This is a genomic window from Micromonospora sp. WMMD712 (assembly GCF_029581295.1).
Lineage (GTDB): Bacteria > Actinomycetota > Actinomycetes > Mycobacteriales > Micromonosporaceae > Micromonospora > Micromonospora carbonacea.
This window is the reverse complement of the sequence record NZ_CP120743.1, coordinates 1022810-1038471: the sequence shown is the minus strand read 5'-3', so window position 1 is coordinate 1038471 and position 15662 is coordinate 1022810. Positions and strand designations below refer to the sequence as shown.

The 15662-nt window shown below is 75.1% G+C and carries 14 protein-coding genes and 1 riboswitch; of the genes, 7 read left to right on the top strand and 7 right to left on the bottom strand.

What is annotated here, in order from left to right; translation table 11 throughout:
- Nucleotides 1–51: 51 nt before the first annotated feature.
- Nucleotides 52–1491 (bottom strand): glycine hydroxymethyltransferase, encoded by a 1440-nt coding sequence (locus O7633_RS04125; RefSeq protein WP_282326126.1) that lies wholly within the window; start codon nucleotides 1489–1491, stop codon nucleotides 52–54.
- 18 nt (nucleotides 1492–1509) lie between these two features.
- Nucleotides 1510–1599: riboswitch (ZMP/ZTP riboswitch) on the bottom strand.
- An 87-nt stretch (nucleotides 1600–1686) separates the two neighbouring features.
- Between O7633_RS04125 and O7633_RS04120 the strand changes: the two genes are divergently transcribed.
- A complete protein-coding gene (locus tag O7633_RS04120) occupies nucleotides 1687–2532 on the top strand; it encodes a metallophosphoesterase (protein WP_282326125.1) in 846 nt (281 codons plus the stop codon).
- Nucleotides 2533–2664: 132 nt separating this feature from the next.
- Here the strand turns inward: O7633_RS04120 and O7633_RS04115 are convergent, their stop codons facing one another.
- The 5 genes from O7633_RS04115 to O7633_RS04095 form a co-directional block, all read right to left on the bottom strand.
- Nucleotides 2665–3165, bottom strand: coding sequence for a hemerythrin domain-containing protein (locus O7633_RS04115; protein ID WP_278135646.1), 501 nt, complete (start codon nucleotides 3163–3165; stop codon nucleotides 2665–2667).
- A gap of 190 nt (nucleotides 3166–3355) precedes the next feature.
- Nucleotides 3356–4840: a S8 family serine peptidase gene (locus tag O7633_RS04110; RefSeq protein WP_282326124.1), complete on the bottom strand. Its 1485-nt coding sequence runs from the start codon at nucleotides 4838–4840 to the stop codon at nucleotides 3356–3358.
- A 137-nt stretch (nucleotides 4841–4977) separates the two neighbouring features.
- Nucleotides 4978–5841, bottom strand: coding sequence for an NAD(P)H-hydrate dehydratase (locus tag O7633_RS04105; RefSeq protein WP_282326122.1), 864 nt, complete (start codon nucleotides 5839–5841; stop codon nucleotides 4978–4980).
- Complete coding sequence (locus O7633_RS04100) at nucleotides 5825–6556, bottom strand: histidine phosphatase family protein (RefSeq protein WP_282326121.1); 732 nt, start codon at nucleotides 6554–6556, stop codon at nucleotides 5825–5827. Before O7633_RS04100 ends, O7633_RS04105 begins: the two co-directional genes overlap by 17 nt.
- A gap of 53 nt (nucleotides 6557–6609) precedes the next feature.
- Entirely contained in the window at nucleotides 6610–8715 is a 2106-nt protein-coding gene (locus O7633_RS04095) for an acyltransferase family protein (RefSeq protein WP_282326119.1), read from the bottom strand.
- A gap of 273 nt (nucleotides 8716–8988) precedes the next feature.
- Between O7633_RS04095 and O7633_RS04090 the strand changes: the two genes are divergently transcribed.
- The 3 genes from O7633_RS04090 to O7633_RS04080 all read left to right on the top strand — a co-directional run bounded on the left by O7633_RS04090 (nucleotide 8989) and on the right by O7633_RS04080 (nucleotide 11259).
- On the top strand, nucleotides 8989–9315 hold the full coding sequence (locus O7633_RS04090; protein WP_282326117.1) for a hypothetical protein: 327 nt from the start codon (nucleotides 8989–8991) through the stop codon (nucleotides 9313–9315).
- A gap of 68 nt (nucleotides 9316–9383) precedes the next feature.
- The gene (locus tag O7633_RS04085; RefSeq protein ID WP_282326115.1) at nucleotides 9384–10205 is read left to right on the top strand and encodes an SAM-dependent methyltransferase; all 822 of its coding nucleotides are present in this window, start codon (nucleotides 9384–9386) and stop codon (nucleotides 10203–10205) included.
- A gap of 73 nt (nucleotides 10206–10278) precedes the next feature.
- Nucleotides 10279–11259 carry a DNA primase small subunit domain-containing protein gene (locus tag O7633_RS04080; protein WP_282326114.1) on the top strand — a complete coding sequence of 327 codons (981 nt, stop codon included), beginning with the start codon at nucleotides 10279–10281 and terminating at the stop codon, nucleotides 11257–11259.
- Nucleotides 11260–11305: 46 nt separating this feature from the next.
- On the opposite strand, the gene O7633_RS04075 is transcribed toward O7633_RS04080, so the two are convergent.
- Entirely contained in the window at nucleotides 11306–11812 is a 507-nt protein-coding gene (locus tag O7633_RS04075) for an Lrp/AsnC family transcriptional regulator (RefSeq protein ID WP_074477242.1), read from the bottom strand.
- Nucleotides 11813–11884: 72 nt separating this feature from the next.
- Here O7633_RS04075 and pdhA point away from each other — a divergent pair, with 72 nt between their 5' ends.
- The 3 genes from pdhA to O7633_RS04060 are packed head-to-tail and all read left to right on the top strand — an operon-like array spanning nucleotide 11885 to nucleotide 15560.
- Nucleotides 11885–13111: a pyruvate dehydrogenase (acetyl-transferring) E1 component subunit alpha gene (gene pdhA, locus O7633_RS04070; protein WP_282328461.1), complete on the top strand. Its 1227-nt coding sequence runs from the start codon at nucleotides 11885–11887 to the stop codon at nucleotides 13109–13111.
- A complete protein-coding gene (locus O7633_RS04065; RefSeq protein ID WP_282326112.1) occupies nucleotides 13111–14127 on the top strand; it encodes an alpha-ketoacid dehydrogenase subunit beta in 1017 nt (338 codons plus the stop codon). Before pdhA ends, O7633_RS04065 begins: the two co-directional genes overlap by 1 nt.
- Nucleotides 14124–15560 carry a dihydrolipoamide acetyltransferase family protein gene (locus tag O7633_RS04060; protein ID WP_278135630.1) on the top strand — a complete coding sequence of 479 codons (1437 nt, stop codon included), beginning with the start codon at nucleotides 14124–14126 and terminating at the stop codon, nucleotides 15558–15560. The genes O7633_RS04065 and O7633_RS04060 overlap by 4 nt, the downstream gene beginning before the upstream one ends.
- The last annotated feature ends 102 nt before the right edge of the window (nucleotides 15561–15662 follow it).

Below are 15662 nucleotides of genomic sequence, written 5' to 3'. Positions count from 1 at the left end.
GGCGTCCCGCCGGCCCGGCCCCGCGTCGTTGATCAAGAGGTGGGTCGGCGGTCAGGTCAGGGTGACCGAGGGGTAGAGGGGGTGGGTCGACAGGAGGTCGGTGGCCTGGCGGCTGACCTTGTCGGCCAGGGCCGGGTCCAGGACGTACTTGGCCTTCGACGGCGTGCCGTCGGCGTTCGACCCCGCCGTGGTCTGGCTGAGCACGGTGTGGATCAGCTCGGCCGTCGCGTCCATCTCGGCGGCGCCCAGGCCCCGGGTGGTCAGGGCGGGCGTGCCGATCCGGATGCCCGAGGTGTACCACGCGCCGTTCGGGTCCTGCGGGACCGCGTTGCGGTTGGTGACGATGCCCGAGTCCAGCAGCGCCTGCTCCGCCTGCCGGCCGGTCAGCCCGTAGCCGGAGACGTCGATGAGCACCAGGTGGTTGTCCGTGCCGCCGGTGACCAGCTTCGCGCCCCGGCCCAGCAGCCCTTCGGCGAGGGCCTGGGCGTTGTCGACGATGCGCTGCGCGTAGTCGGCGAAGTCGGGGCGGCGCGCCTCCGCCAGGGCGACCGCCTTGGCGGCCATCACGTGCGGCAGCGGGCCACCGAGCACCATCGGGCAGCCCCGGTCGACCTGGTCGGCCAGCTCCGGGCCGCACAGCACCATGCCGCCGCGCGGGCCGCGCAGCGACTTGTGGGTGGTGGTCGTGACGATGTGCGCGTGCGGCACCGGGTCGAAGTCGCCGGTGAACACCTTGCCGGCCACCAGGCCGGCGAAGTGCGCCATGTCGACCATGAACGTCGCGCCCACCGAGTCGGCGATCTCCCGCATGATCCGGAAGTTGACCTTCCTCGGGTACGCCGAGTAGCCGGCGACCAGGATCAGCGGCCGGAACTCGCGGGCCGCCTCGGCGACCCGGTCGTAGTCGATCAGCCCGGTCGCCGGGTCGGTGCCGTAGCTGCGCTGGTCGAACATCTTGCCGGAGATGTTGGGCCGGAAGCCGTGGGTGAGGTGGCCGCCCGCGTCCAGCGACATGCCGAGCATCCGCTGGTCGCCCAGCTCGCGGCGCAGCGCGAACCAGTCCTCCTCGGTCAGGTCGTTGACCTGGCGCACCTGGGCCCGCTTCAGGGCCGGGGACTCCACCCGGTCGGCCAGGATCGCCCAGAACGCCACCAGGTTGGCGTCGATGCCCGAGTGCGGCTGCACGTAGGCGTGCGACGCGCCGAACAGCTCCCGGGCGTGCTCGGCGGCGAGCGCCTCGACGGTGTCGACGTTCTGGCAGCCGGCGTAGAAGCGGCGGCCGACCGTGCCCTCGGCGTACTTGTCGCTGAACCAGTTGCCCATCGCCAGCAGCGTGGCGGGGGAGGCGTAGTTCTCGCTCGCGATCAACTTCAGCGACTCGCGCTGGTCGGCCAGCTCCGCCCCGATCGCGTCGGCGACCCGGGGCTCGACGGCGCGGATCACCTCGAGGGCGCTGCGGAAGGCGGTGGACTCGGCGTTCGGCGACGACATGCGACCTCCTGGTGACGTGCGGAAGGCCCAGGCGCTCGGCAGACGTCCTGATGACGGGACCGCTTCCCGATGGTTGTCCATCCCCACGCGCCAGTCACGGCCCGGGCCGATCCTACCCGGTCGGCCCGGGGGCCGGCCGGGCCGGACCACTTTCGCCGGTCCCCACGCCCGCGGCGGCTCCCGTAGGATCGAGCGGTGGTGGGGGAGGCCGACGGGGCGCTGCTCGCGATCAGCGACCTGCATGTGACATACGCGGAGAACCGGGCGATCGTCGAGGGCCTGCGCCCCCGTTCACCGGGCGACTGGCTGCTGGTCGCGGGTGACGTCGCCGACACCGTGGCCGACATCGAATGGGCGCTGGGCCTGCTCAGCCGGCGCTTCGCCAAGGTGGTGTGGGCCCCGGGCAACCACGACCTGTGGACCCCGTCGAGCGACTCCGTCACCCTGCGCGGGGTGGCCCGCTACCGGCACCTGGTCGACGTCTGCCGCGCCCTGGGGGTGGTCACCCCGGAGGACCCCTACCCGGTGTGGCGGGGCCCCGGCGGGCCGGCGCTGGTCGCGCCGCTGTTCCTGCTCTACGACTACACCTGGCGGCCCGAGGGCATCGACACCCGCGAGGCGGCCCTGGCCGAGGCGTACGCCACCGGCATCGTCTGCACCGACGAGTACCTGCTGCACCCGGACCCGTACCCGACCCGGCAGGACTGGTGCGCGGCCCGGCTCGCCGAGACGGCCGCGCGGCTCGACACCCGCGACCCGGCGCTGCCGACGGTGCTGGTCAGCCACTGGCCGCTGGTGCGCGAGCCGACCCGGATCCTGCGCTACCCGATCTTCGCCCAGTGGTGCGGCACCGACGCCACCGCCGACTGGCACGTGCGCTACGGGGCCGCCGCAGCCGTCTACGGCCACCTGCACATCCCCCGCACGACCTGGCACGACGGGGTGCGCTTCGAGGAGGTGTCGGTGGGCTACCCCCGGGAGTGGCGACGCCGGTCCGTCCCACCCGGCCAGCTCCGCCAGATCCTCCCGCCCCCGGACTGATCTGCCCCCCGACCTGATCGGCCCGGACCTGCTCCCGCCCCGCCGGCCTCGCGGCCGGACCCCCGGACCGTGGACGGTTGCCGTCCGCTGGTGACGCCAACCGTCCACGGTCCGGGTGCGGGACGGGCGGTGTCAGGCGGTGACCGCGTCCAGCGCCTTCTTGATCGCCTTCGGGGCGGTCGGGCTGCGCGGGGCGTCGGGGCGCAACGCGATCATCCGCTCGCCGATCTCCTGCAACTGCTTGCGGCCGAGCGCCTCCCGCACCTTCGGGAACCACTCCTGCTCCTCCTCCTCGACGTGGTGCTCCACGTTCTCGATCAGCACCGTGGTCTTGGCGTTGAAGTGGTCGTCGTCGGCGTCCATGGCGGCCAGCTCCGCGCAGAGCAGATCGGCGACGTGGTGCTCCTCGTACGATTCGAGGATGTCGTCCTCCAGGTCCGGCAGCAGCTTGCGGACCTCCGGGTACATCACCTCGTTCTCCAGGTAGGTGTGCACCGTGAGGGCTTCCAGGATCTGCCCCACCAGCTTCTGCCGCTGGCTCGCCGGGCCGTCCTGGGCATCCTGGAAGGCCCGGAACAGGCGGCGCATCTCCTTGTGGTCCTCTTTGAGCACGACGATGGCATCGGTCGACACCGGTGACCTCCTAGGTTCGGCTGATGATCGTCCGGTACCCCGAGGTCACCAGCGGAAACAGGCGTCACCCGATCGGTGGACGGTCCCGTCGCCCGCCCCCGGCCGGTGCGGCCCGGCCAGCGGCGCGCCGGTGCCCGGAACACGCTGGTGGGGCCCGGCGGCCGGGCCCCACCAGTTTCCCGTCAGGCGGTCACTTGACCGCGTTGTAGGCGTTGACGGTGCCCGCGCCGTAGAACCCGTTGCGGGCCCCGCCGGAGCAGGTCGCGTCGTACGCGTGCGGCCCCGTCGGGATCAGCGGGACCGGGTTGTAGACGCCCGCCGGGCAGGAGCGGGCGACGGCGGTGCGCTCCAGGAACGACGCGAGCTGCCCCGGCGTCATCCCCGGGTGGGCCGACAGGGCCAGGGCGGCGACGCCGGTCGCGTGCGGACCGGACATCGAGGTGCCCTGCTTGTAGCCCCACCCGTTGGTGCGGGTGGCGGTGTTGAAGGTGGTGGACAGGATCGCGTCGGTGCTGGTCGACCGGGCGCCCTGGGTGCGGAACCGGGTGTCCCCGCCCGGGGCCGTCACGTCGACGACGCCCTGCCCGTACGAGGAGTAGTAGCTCTTGTCCCCGGTCGGGCCGACCGCCGACACGGTCACCACGCCCGGCGCCTCGGCCGGCAGGTCGAGGCAGGCGTTGGTGAGGTTCTCGCGGGTCTCGGGCGTCCCGTTGTTCGGGCTGCCCTCGTCGGTGATCTTGTGCGCGAGGTCGTAGTTGGAGTTGCCCGCGGACGCCACGTTGAGCACGCCCTTGCTCTGCGAGTAGCGGATGGCCCGCTGCACGGCCTGCCACACCGGGCGCTGGCGCGCGTCGTTGCGGCAGTTCAGCTCCCACGGGTCGATGTAGTAGCTGTTGTTGGTCAGCTGCATGCCGTGCTCGGCGGCCCACACGAACCCGCAGACCGCGGCCTCCGGGAAGATGTAGCCGTCGTCGTTGACCACCTTGACGGCGGCCACCCGGACGCCCGGGGCGACGCCGGTCACCCCGACGCCGTTGATGGCGGCGGCGATGGTGCCGGCCACGTGGGTGCCGTGGTCGGAGGTGGTCGGGTTCCAGGCGGCCTCGGCGGTGTCGGTGACACCGCCGACGCAGGACGCGCTCTTGTCCCTGGCGATCTGGCCGGCCAGGTCCGGGTGGCTGGAGGAGATGCCGCTGTCCAGCACGCCGACGACCACGTCCGGGCTGCCGGTCGTGATCGCGTGGGCCTGCGGGACGCCGATCATCGGCATGTCCCACTGCTGCCCGTACAGCGGCTCGGTGGTCGGTTCGCCGCTGGCCGCGGCGGCGTCGGCCGCCGGGACCTCCACGGTCTCGCCCTCGTCGAGGGCGCTGCCGAGGCCGGTGGTGGCGGCCACCGACTCGACGCCGGCGCCCTTCACCGCCGAGGCGAAGTCGGGGTTGGCCGACCGGACGACGAGCACACCGATCTGCCGGTAGCTGGCCACCACCGTGCCGTCCGCGGCGGCGACCCGGGCCGCCGCGGCGTCGGTCGTCGCGCCCTGCGGGGCGAGGACCAGGAAGGTGGTGTCGGGGCCGACGGCCGCCGCCGGGGCCGGTCCGCCGGTGAGGGCGAGACCGACGCCGAGCGTCACGGCGGACGCGGCGGCCAGGGTCTTGCGACGCAGGTTCTTCACACAGACTCCCAGGGGCTGTTCCAGCCGGCTGCGCGCCCCTGGTGGGGGACGCGGCCGGCGGAAGGCGGACGGACGCCCGCCTCCGCTGGATGAGCGCCGGGCCGCCGCGCGGCGTTACGCCGCACCGGAGTGGGTGGTCAGATCGTGGCGAGGGTGTGCGGGATCTCGTCGAGCAGCTCGCGGGCGAGGAAGCCGATCCGGCCGAACCGGGGCACCAGACGCTGCCCGCTGACCGCGTGCGCGAACGCCGCCCAGCAGGCCGCCTGCGCCGGCTCCGTGCCCCGCGACAGCAGGCCCGCCAGCAGCCCGGCCCGCACGTCGCCGCTGCCGGAGGTGCCCAGCCCCGCGTCGCCGCTCTCCTCCCGCCAGCACCGCCCGTCGGGCGCGGCGACGTGGCCGTAGAGGGAGACCACCGCGTCGTACCGGCGGGCCAGCTCAGCCGCCTCGGCGTCCAGGTCGTCGCCTGGGTCGCGGCCCAGCAGGTGCGCCGCCTCGGTCAGGTTGGGGGTCAGCACCGCCGGGCGGCCCGAGCCGACCAGCAGGTCCGGTGCGTGGCTGAGCGCGCCGAGGGCGTACGCGTCGAGCACCAGCGCGGTCTGCTTCGGCGCGGCGTCGAGCACCCCGCGCAGCAGCTCCCCGGTCGCGTCGATGTCCGTGAGCCCGGGGCCGACGGCCACCACGTCGGCGTCGGCCACCAGGGCGTCCAGCGGGTCGCCGGGGCGGCCCGCCACGGCCCCGTCGGCGGTCTCGGGCAGCCCCACGACCAGCGCCTCCGGCACCTGGATGCTCAGCGCGGCGGCGGTGGACTCGGCGGCGGCCAGTTGCAGCACCCCCGCGCCGGCCCGCAGGGCGGCCACCCCGGCCAGCAGCACCGCGCCGGGGGTGAACCGGGAGCCGCCGACGACCAGCACGGTGCCCCGGGCCTCCTTGCCGCCGGTCGGCACGGGCAGCGCCCAGTTCCGCAGCAGGGCCGGGGTGATCACCTCAGACCGGTTCGGCATGGACCTCGTCCTCCCTGGTGGGGCGGGCACCCTGCTCGTGCAGGTGGGTGACGTCGTTGAACGCGTCGGGGACGAGCCGGCCGTCGGCGTCGGCGGTCCAGCCGGTGACCGAGCAGTTGGCGATCACGTGCCGGCGGGTCAGCGTCATCAGCTCCGGCTCCGTCAGCCCCTCCACGAGGTAGCGCAGCAGGAACACCAGCGCGTCGTGGCCGAAGAGGAGCACCCGCCGGTCGGCGTGGTCCCGGCGCAGGTCGCCGAGCAGGCCGCGCAGCCGCAGCGCCACGTCCGTCCACGACTCGCCGCCGGGCGGCCGGTAGTAGAACTTGCCCAGCCGGGCCCGGCGCTGCGCCTCGTCGGGGAACCGGCGGGCGACGCCGTGCCCGGTCAGCCCGTCGAGGACGCCCAGCTCCCGGTCCCGCAGCCGCTCGTCGCGGCTCACCGGGATGCCGGTGCCCGCGAGGGCCAGCTCGGCGGTGCGCACCGCCCGCAGGTAGGGCGACACCACCGCCACGTCCGGCCGCCGCCGCTGCGGCAGCCCGGCCAGCCAGCGCCCGGTCGCCCGGGCCTGCTGCTCGCCGGTGGGGGACAGCGGCACGTCCGCGTCACGGTGGGTCAGCCCGATCAGCTCCGCGCCGGCGCTCTCCGCCTCGGTCGCCGCGACGTTCGCCGTGCTCTCGCCGTGCCGCACGATCCACAGGGCTGCCAGTTCCGCCATGCGCCGAACCGTACCCGGCCCTCCCGAGCGGTAACCCTGACCGGGACGGGGGCCTAGTCGAGCAGCGTGACCAGGCGGTCCCGCAGCCGGGGAGCGAGACTCGACACGTACGTGGCGGTGAGGTGGTTGGCGTCCCGGTAGATCAGGACGCCGCCGATGACCGCCGCGCAGGGGTCGACGGGGCAGATCGCGTCGTTGAGGTCGACCAGGTGGACGCCGCGTTGCCCGGCCGCCGCCGCCTCGTGCGCCGGCCCACCGCCCGCGTCCAGGGCGGACTCCCGGTCCGTCGCGCAGCGCGTGAGCTTCCGTGGATTGGCCGCCACGCACTCGGGGGCGTTGCGCTCCAGGTAGGGCGAGTCGCGGAGCACGACCACCGTCGTGTCGACCGCCGTCACCGCCCGCCACGTCGCGCGCAGCCCCTCGGCCATGCCCTTGTCCGCCTCGTCGACGTCGTCGGGGTCCACCCCGTAGGGGCGGTAGAAGGTGTTGCTCACCAGCAGCAGGTCCGGCTTCTCGACCTCGACGAGCTGCTTCTGCACGGCGCGGTTCCAGTCCCGGCAGCCGGGTTCCGGTCGTTCCTGCCAGGCCACCTCGATGGAGATGAACGGACAGGCCGACCGGGTGTAGGACAGCAGCCGCCAGCCCTCCGCCTCGGCGACGAGCTTCAGGGCCGGCAACCACTGGTTGGCGTGCGAGTCCCCGGCGAGCGCGACGGTGGTCGCGCCGAAGGGGTCCCCGTACTTGCAGGGGAACGCCTGGTCACCGCGTTGCCCGGCCCCGCAGGGGTGGGCCCAGTGCTCGGGCCCGTCCTTCTTGGCGACGCTCGGGTCGGGGACGATGGACGCGACCCGGTCGACGGCGGCCCCGGCCCGGTCACCCAGCGGCTCCCTGCCGAGCACCGCCGCGCCGGGCGGTCCGGCGGGGGTGGTGGTCGCGGTCGGGGTGGGCCCGCCGACCGCCGGCAGGGCCACGGGGGTGGGCGGTGCCTGCCGGGGCGGCCACACCGTGAGCTGGAACAGCATGCCGGCGGCGACGGCGACGCCCGTGCAGAGGGCGCCGACCCGCAGGGCGGCGGCCGGCTCCCACCGCAACGCCGCCGACATCCGGATCGGGTTCTCCACGAACCGGTAGGTGAGCGCGGCCGGCACGGCCGACAGCGCCACCACGCCGAGGGCCGCCCGCGTGCCCAGCTCGCCGAACCGTGCCTCGGCGGCCACCAGCAGGGGCCAGTGCCACAGGTAGAGCGAGTAGGACAGCGCCCCGACGGCGCGGATCGGCCGCCACCCGAGCGCGCCGGAGGGGCCGAACCGACCGGCGGCCTGCGCGCCCGCGATCACGGCGGCGGTGCCGACCGTCGGCAGCAGCGCCTGATTGCCGGGGAAGGCCCGGTCGGGGTCGACGAGGAAGGCGGACGCGGCCACCGTGGCCAGTCCGGCCCAGGCGAGCATGGCGGCCAGCGGCCGGGGCAGCCGGTGCAGCCGGGCGCCGGCGATGGCGACGGCCCCGCCGAGGGCGAGCTCCCACAGCCGGGTGGTGGTGACGAAGTAGGCCGGGCCGGGGTCGGCCTGGCTCGCGTGCACCGACCAGGCGAACGAGGGCAGCGCGACGAGGGCGAAGCCGGCCATCAGGGCGCCCCGGCGCAGCCGGCGACGGCCGCCGAGCACGGCGAGACCGAGCAGGAGCAACGGCCAGCCGAGGTAGAACTGCTCCTCGACGCCGAGGGACCAGAAGTGCTGGACGATGCTGGGCGCCGCATCGGCGGCCCAGTAGTCGGTGGCCTGGACGGCGAGCCGCCAGTTCAGCCCGTAGGCGGCGCTGGCCACCACGTCCCAGGCGGTGTCGGCCCAGCGGGTGCGGGGCAGCAGGAGCCAGGTGAGCAGGAGGCTGGCCACCAGCACGACGGCCGCGGCGGGCAGCAGGCGCTTGGCCCGGCGGGCGTAGAAGCCGGCCAGGGAGATCCGGCCGGTGCGTTCGAGCTCGGCGACGAGCAGGCCGGTGATGAGGAATCCGGAGATGACGAAGAAGACGTCGACGCCGGCGAAGCCGCCCGGCACGAGGTCGCGCCCGGCGTGGCCGACGAGGACCATGACGACGGCGAGCGCGCGCAGCCCCTCGATGTCTTCCCGGAAGGCCGACCGTGCGGAACCTTCCGGCGTCACTGGCAAGCGCGTCACTGGCAAGCGCATCGAATGCCCGTTCCCCTCGTGTCGACCGGTAGGCGACGTGTTCAACGGGGCGGGACGACGGAGGTTATCCCCGCCGGCCGTCCGGGGGCGGCGCGGACGACCGGGCCGGCGGCCGGCGCGCGCCCGCCGCGCGGGGCAGCGCCGTGGCCGTACGCCCGGCAGAATGTCACCCGCGCCGCCGGGGTCACCGCCGGTGCGGGTGTCGACGGGTGCCGGCCGCCGGCCGGCCGAGAGGGGTGCGCGGCGATGACTGTGGTCCGAGGTCTGCGCGAGGCGCTCGTGCTGTTCGTCGTGGCGCTGGTGGCGGTCGCCGCCGCCGCGGGCGTGTGGACGGCGGTCAGCGGGGGAGACTTCGTCTTCCGGATCGGCGTCGCGCTCATCGTCGTCGGCACCCTGCTCGGGCTCACCGGCGACCTGACCCTGAGCCGGATCGGCATGCTGCCCGCACGGTCGGCCTTCGGGCTGGCCCCCGAGCGGGAGGACGCGGGCGGCGGGCGGGTGCTCACCGGCGTCGGCATCTTCCTGTTCGTCTCGCTGCCGCTGATGGCCGTCGGGGTGGCGCTGCTGTCCTGACCCGGCCCGGCCGTCCGCCCGCCGCGGGGCTAGGCTGACCGGACATCCGCGACAGCCGAGGAGTTTTCGTGTCAGAGTCCGGCGACGTCGGGGTTCGCGGCGGCGAACGGGTCGAGCCCATCGACACCTCGGTGGCGCACAACGCCCGGGTGTGGAACTACTGGCTGGGCGGCAAGGACAACTTCGAGCCGGACCGCCGGGTCGGCGACCACGTCCGGCAGATGTTCCCGGTCATCGGGGAGGTCGCCCGGGCCGACCGGCGGTTCCTCGCCCGCGCGGTGCGGCACCTGGCCGGCGAGGCCGGCGTGCGGCAGTTCCTCGACATCGGCACCGGCCTGCCGACGGCCGACAACACCCACCAGGTCGCGCAGGCCGTCGCCCCCGACGCGCGGATCGTCTACGTCGACAACGACCCGATGGTCCTCGTGCACGCCCGCGCCCTGCTGACCAGCTCCGCCGAGGGGGCCACGGACTACGTCGAGGCGGACGTCCACGACCCGGCGTCGATCCTGGCCGCCGCCGCCCGGACGCTGGACTTCGACCGGCCGGTGGCCGTGATGATGCTGGGCATCCTCAACTTCGTCCTCGACACCGACGAGGCGGTGGCGATAGTGCGCCGGCTGCTGGACGCGATGCCCCCGGGCAGCTACCTCGCGCTCACCCACCCCACCGTCGAGCTGGGCGGCGAGGCGAACGTGCCCGCCATGGAGTTCTGGAACGCCAACGCCGCGCCGCCGATCCGCGCGCGCACCGGGGCGGAGATCGCCCGGTTCGTCGACGGCCTGGAGCTGGTGGCGCCGGGCCTGGTGTCGTGCGCGCGGTGGCGTCCGGCCGACGGCGAGGAGCCGGCCGTCGTCCCGCAGTACGGCTGCGTGGCCCGCAGGCCCTGACCGCGCCGGGCCGCGCCGAAGGCCCGCCGCACCGCCCCCGACCTGCTCGCGCCCGTCGGCGCGGCGTCGTACGGTGGCAGTCGTGGCCACGGCGGCGCAGGAGATCACGGTCGGGGAGCGGGTGGTCCGCGTCTCCAGCCCCGACAAGCCCTACTTTCCCCAGCGCGGCTTGACCAAGCTCGACGTGGTGCGCTACTTCCTCGCCGTCGGCGACGGGATCCTGCGCGCCCTGCGGGACCGCCCGACCATGCTGGAGCGGTGGCCCCGGGGCGTGTTCGAGGGCGCGCGGATCGCCACCCGGCAGAGCAGCCGGGGCGACGCGTTCTACCAGAAGCGGCTGCCCGCCGGCGCGCCCGACTGGGTGCGCACCGCCCACCTGACGTTCCCCAGCGGACGCACGGCCGACGAGGTCGCGCCCGGCGAGCTGGCGGTGGTGATCTGGGCGGTCAACCTCGGCACGCTGCGCTTCCACCCGTGGCCGGTCACCGCCGCCGACACCGAACGCCCCGACCAGCTCCGCATCGACCTCGACCCCCTGCCGGGGGTCGACTTCGCGCAGGTGGTCCCGGTCGCGCTGGAGCTGCGCGCGGTGCTGGCCGAGCTGGGGCTGGTCGGCTACCCGAAGACCACCGGCGGGCGGGGGCTGCACGTCTACGTGTCGATCGAGCCGAGGTGGGGCTTCGGCGACTGCCGCCGGGCGGTGCTGGCCCTGGGCCGCGAGCTGGCGCGCCGCCTGCCGCACCTGGTCACCACGACCTGGTGGCGCGAGCAGCGGGACCGGCCGGTCTTCGTCGACTACAACCAGATGTCGCGGGACCACACGATGGCCTCCGCGTACTCGATCCGGCCCACCCCGGCGGCGCTGGTCTCCGCGCCGCTGGACTGGTCGGAGCTGGACGCCGCCCGGCCGGAGGACTTCGACGTGCTCACCCTGCCGGCGCGGTTCGCCGGGCGCGGCGACCCGCACGCCGGCCTGGACGGCCCGCGCTTCTCGCTGGAGCCGCTGCTGGAGCTGGCCGACCGCGCCGGCCTCGCGGCCCCACCGGAGCGCTGAGCCGCCACCTGTGCCGCCGGCACCACCAGCAGCGGCGGCGGCGCGCTCACGCCCACGGGCTGCGGGTGCCCTCGAACTCGTCGAAGACGAGCCAGCTGCGGGTGGACAGCACCCCGGCGATGCCCTGCACCCGGTCCAGCACCACGTCCCGCAGGGTGGCGTTGTCGGGCGCCCGGACCAGGGCGAGGACGTCGTGCTCGCCGCTGAGCAGCGCGACGTGCTCGACGTAGCGCACCCGGGCCAGCTCGGCCGACACCTCCCGCCAGGTGTTCTGCTGGATGGTCAGCGCGATGTACGCCGACGTGCCCAGCCCGGCCGGCTCGGGCGCGATCCGGGCCCGGAAGCCGGTGACGACGCCGTCGCGCAGCAGCCGCTCCACCCGCGCGTACGCGTTGGTGCGGGAGACGTGCACCCGTTCGGCGAGGGTACGGATCGAGATCCGCCCGTCGCGGGCCAGCTCGTCGAGGATGCGCCGGTCCACCTCGTCGAGCGGCCCGGCCGAACGTCCCGTACCGCCCTCCGCGCCCGGCTCCCCGGTGGCCTGCTGGCTCACATCCGGCCCCTTCCCCTGCCATTCGTCCCGCGTTCATCGCGTGTGTTGAGTCAATCATCCAACGGCAGGAGCATAGGTCCACCACAAGTCCAGGAGGTCCCCGCCGTGACGACCACACCCCAGGCGGTCCGCAGGGCATCCCCGCGCACCCGCCCGCCGGCCAAGAAGCCCACCAAGGCCCCCGCCCGCGACCAGTCGGCGACCGACCCGGCCGCCGCCCTGCTGCCGCAGACCGACCCGGTGCGGCTGCTCGACCCCGACGGCACGCCCCGGCCGGCCCGCGCCGACTACCCCGAGCCGCCCGTCGAGGACCTGCGCGAGATGTACCGCCGCATGGTCGTCGGCCGGCGCTTCGACACCCAGGCCACCGCCCTGACCAAGCAGGGCCGGCTCGCCGTCTACCCGTCCTCGCGCGGCCAGGAGGCCTGCCAGGTCGGCGCGGTGCTCGCCGTCCGCGACACCGACTGGGTCTTCCCGACCTACCGGGAGTCGATGGCGCTGGTCTCCCGGGGCATCGACCCCGTCGAGGTGCTCACCCTGCTGCGCGGCGACTGGCACTGCGGGTACGACCCCACCCGGGTGCACACCGCCCCGCAGTGCACCCCCCTGGCCACCCAGTGCGTGCACGCCGCCGGCCTCGCCTACGGGGAGGCCCACCAGGGCCGCGACACCGTGGCCCTCGCCTTCATCGGCGACGGCGCCACCAGCGAGGGCGACTTCCACGAGGGCGTCAACTTCGCCGCCGTGTTCAGGGCCCCCGTCGTGTTCTTCGTGCAGAACAACAAGTACGCCATCAGCGTCCCGCTGTCGCGGCAGACCGCCGCCCCGTCGCTGGCGTACAAGGGCGTCGGCTACGGCGTGCCCAGCGAGCAGGTCGACGGCAACGACCCCGTCGCCGTGCTCGCCGTGCTCACCCGCGCGGTCGCGCACGCCCGCGCCGGCAACGGCCCCTACCTGGTCGAGGCGCACACCTACCGGATGGAGCCGCACACCAACGCCGACGACGCCACCCGCTACCGCGACGGCGCCGAGGTCGACACCTGGCGCGACCGCGACCCGGTCGCCCGGCTGGAGACGTACCTGCGCACGCGCGGCGCGCTCGACGACGCGGCCGTCGCCGCGATCGCCGAACAGGCCGAGGCGTACGCCGCCGACCTGCGCGAGCGGATGCACGTCCAGCCCGAGGTCGACCCGCTGAGCCTCTTCGACCACGTCTACGCCACGCCGACCCCGCAGCTTCTCGAACAGCGGGAGCTGGTCCGCGCCGAGCTGGCCGCCGACCGCGAGGACGGGCGCTGATGGCGACCACCACCATGGCGAAGGCGCTCAACGCCGCGCTCGCCGACGCGCTGGCCGACGACGAGCGGGTGCTCGTCTTCGGCGAGGACGTCGGCAAGCTCGGCGGCGTCTTCCGGATCACCGACGGCCTCCAGGCCCGGTTCGGCGACAGGCGCTGCTTCGACACCCCGCTCGCCGAGGCCGGCATCGTCGGCTTCGCCGTCGGCCTGGCGATGTCCGGGCTGCGGCCGGTGGTGGAGATGCAGTTCGACGCGTTCGCGTACCCGGCGTTCGAGCAGATCGCCTCGCACGTGGCGAAGCTGCGCAACCGCACCCGGGGCGCGCTCGGCGTGCCCATGGTCATCCGGGTGCCCTACGCGGGCGGCATCGGCGGGGTCGAGCACCACTGCGACTCGTCCGAGGCGTACTACGCGCACACCCCGGGCCTGAAGGTCGTCACCCCGGCGACGGTCGCCGACGCGTACTCGCTGCTGCGCGAGGCCATCGCGGACCCGGACCCGGTGGTGTTCCTGGAGCCGAAGAAGCTCTACTTCTCCAGCGCCGAGGCCGACCTGCCGGCGGCCACCGAGCCGTTCGGCCGGGCCGTCGTGCGCCGGGCCGGCACCGACGCCACCCTGGTCGCGTACGGGCCGGCGGTGCCGGTCGCCCTGGAGGCCGCCGAGGCCGCCCGCGAGGAGGGCTGGGACCTGGAGGTGGTGGACGTGCGCACGATCGTCCCCCTCGACGACGCGACCATCGCCGCGTCGGTGCGCCGCACCGGCCGCTGCGTGGTGGTCTCCGAGGCGCAGGGCTTCGCCGGGGTCGGCGCGGAGATCGCGGCCCGGGTGCAGGAGCGCTGCTTCCACGCCCTGCACGCCCCGGTGCTGCGGGTGTCCGGGCTGGACATCCCGTATCCCGCGCCGATGCTGGAGCACACCCATCTGCCCGGCGTGGACCGGGTGCTCGACACGGTGGCCCGGCTCCAGTGGGACGACCGGCCCGACGCGCGCTGGCTGCCGCAGGGGAGCGCGGCATGAGCGACCAGGTGTTCCTCCTGCCCGACCTCGGCGAAGGGCTGAGCGAGGCGGAGATCGTGCAGTGGCGGGTCGCCGTCGGCGACACCGTGACCGTGGACCAGAGCGTGGTCGAGGTGGAGACCGCGAAGGCCGTCGTCGACGTGCCCTGCCCGTACGCCGGGCGGGTCGTGGCGCTGCACGGCGCGGCGGGCGAGACGCGCCCGGTCGGCCAGCCGCTGATCACCATCGCGCCCGCCGACGGCGCCGCCGGCGGCGGCGAGCCCGCCGGCCACGCCGCCTACCGGGAGGAGGAGCGCGCCGGCAGCGGCAACGTCCTCATCGGGTACGGCACCGGGCACGGCGCGGCGGGCCGGCGACGCCGCCGGCCCCGGCTCTCCGTCGCCCCCGAGCCCGCGCCGTCCGCCGAGCCCGAGTCCGCGCCGTCCGCTGTGCCCGCGCCCGCGCCGGTCCTCGTGTCGACGCCCGCGCCCGATCCCGCCGCGGCGGTCCCCGGGGGCGCGGTCGCCCTGGTGATCTCCCCGATCGTCCGGCGGCTGGCCCGGGAGCACGGCATCGACCCGGCCACCCTGCGCGGCACCGGCCCGGGCGGGGTGGTGCGCCGGGCCGACGTCGAGGCCGCCCTCGCCGGCACGGCCCCGCCGCCCGCTCCCGCCCCGGTCCCCGACCACCCGGGCGCGACCCCGTCCGGCGCGGCCGCCGGTCCGGCCCCGGCGGGCCGGACCGCCGTGCCGGTGGGCGAGGAGGACCTGGTCGTCCCGCTCACCGGCGTGCGGAAGGTGATCGCCGACAAGCTCTCCCGCAGCCGGCGGGAGATCCCCGAGGTGACCATCTGGGTCGACGCGGACGCCACCGCCCTGGTGGAGACCCGCCGGGCGATCAACGCCGCGACCCCGGACGCGCCGGTGAGCCTGCTGGCCCTGCTGGCCCGCGTCTGCCTCAGCGGGCTGCGCCGCTTCCCGCAGCTCAACGCGCGGGTCGACACCGAGGGGCAGCGGATCGTCCAGTCCCGGGGGGTGCACCTGGGCATCGCCGCGCAGACCGACCGGGGCCTGGTCGTCCCGGTGCTGCGCGACGCGCACCTGCTCACCACCCGGGAGTTGGCCGTGGCGCTGGCCGAGACCACCGCCGCCGCGCGGGCCGGCGCCCTGCCGCCGGCCCGCCTCACCGGCGGCACGTTCACCCTCAACAACTACGGCGTGTTCGGCGTCGACGGCTCCACCCCGATCATCAACCACCCGGAGGCGGCGCTGCTCGGCGTGGGGCGGATCGTGGACAAGCCGTGGGTCGTCGACGGTCAGCTCGCCGTACGCAAGGTGACGCAGCTCAGCCTCACCTTCGACCACCGGGTCTGCGACGGCGGGGTGGCCGGCGGCTTCCTGCGGCACGTCGCGGACTGCGTGGAGCAGCCGGCCCTGCTGATCGCCAACGGGTGAGCCCGGTCCCGGCGGCACTGCGCCGCCGGGACCCCGAACGTCCCTTTCCGTGCGCCCCCGCGACCCCGTCGTCCCCTTTCGTTCGGGCCCGGTCGAATGGGT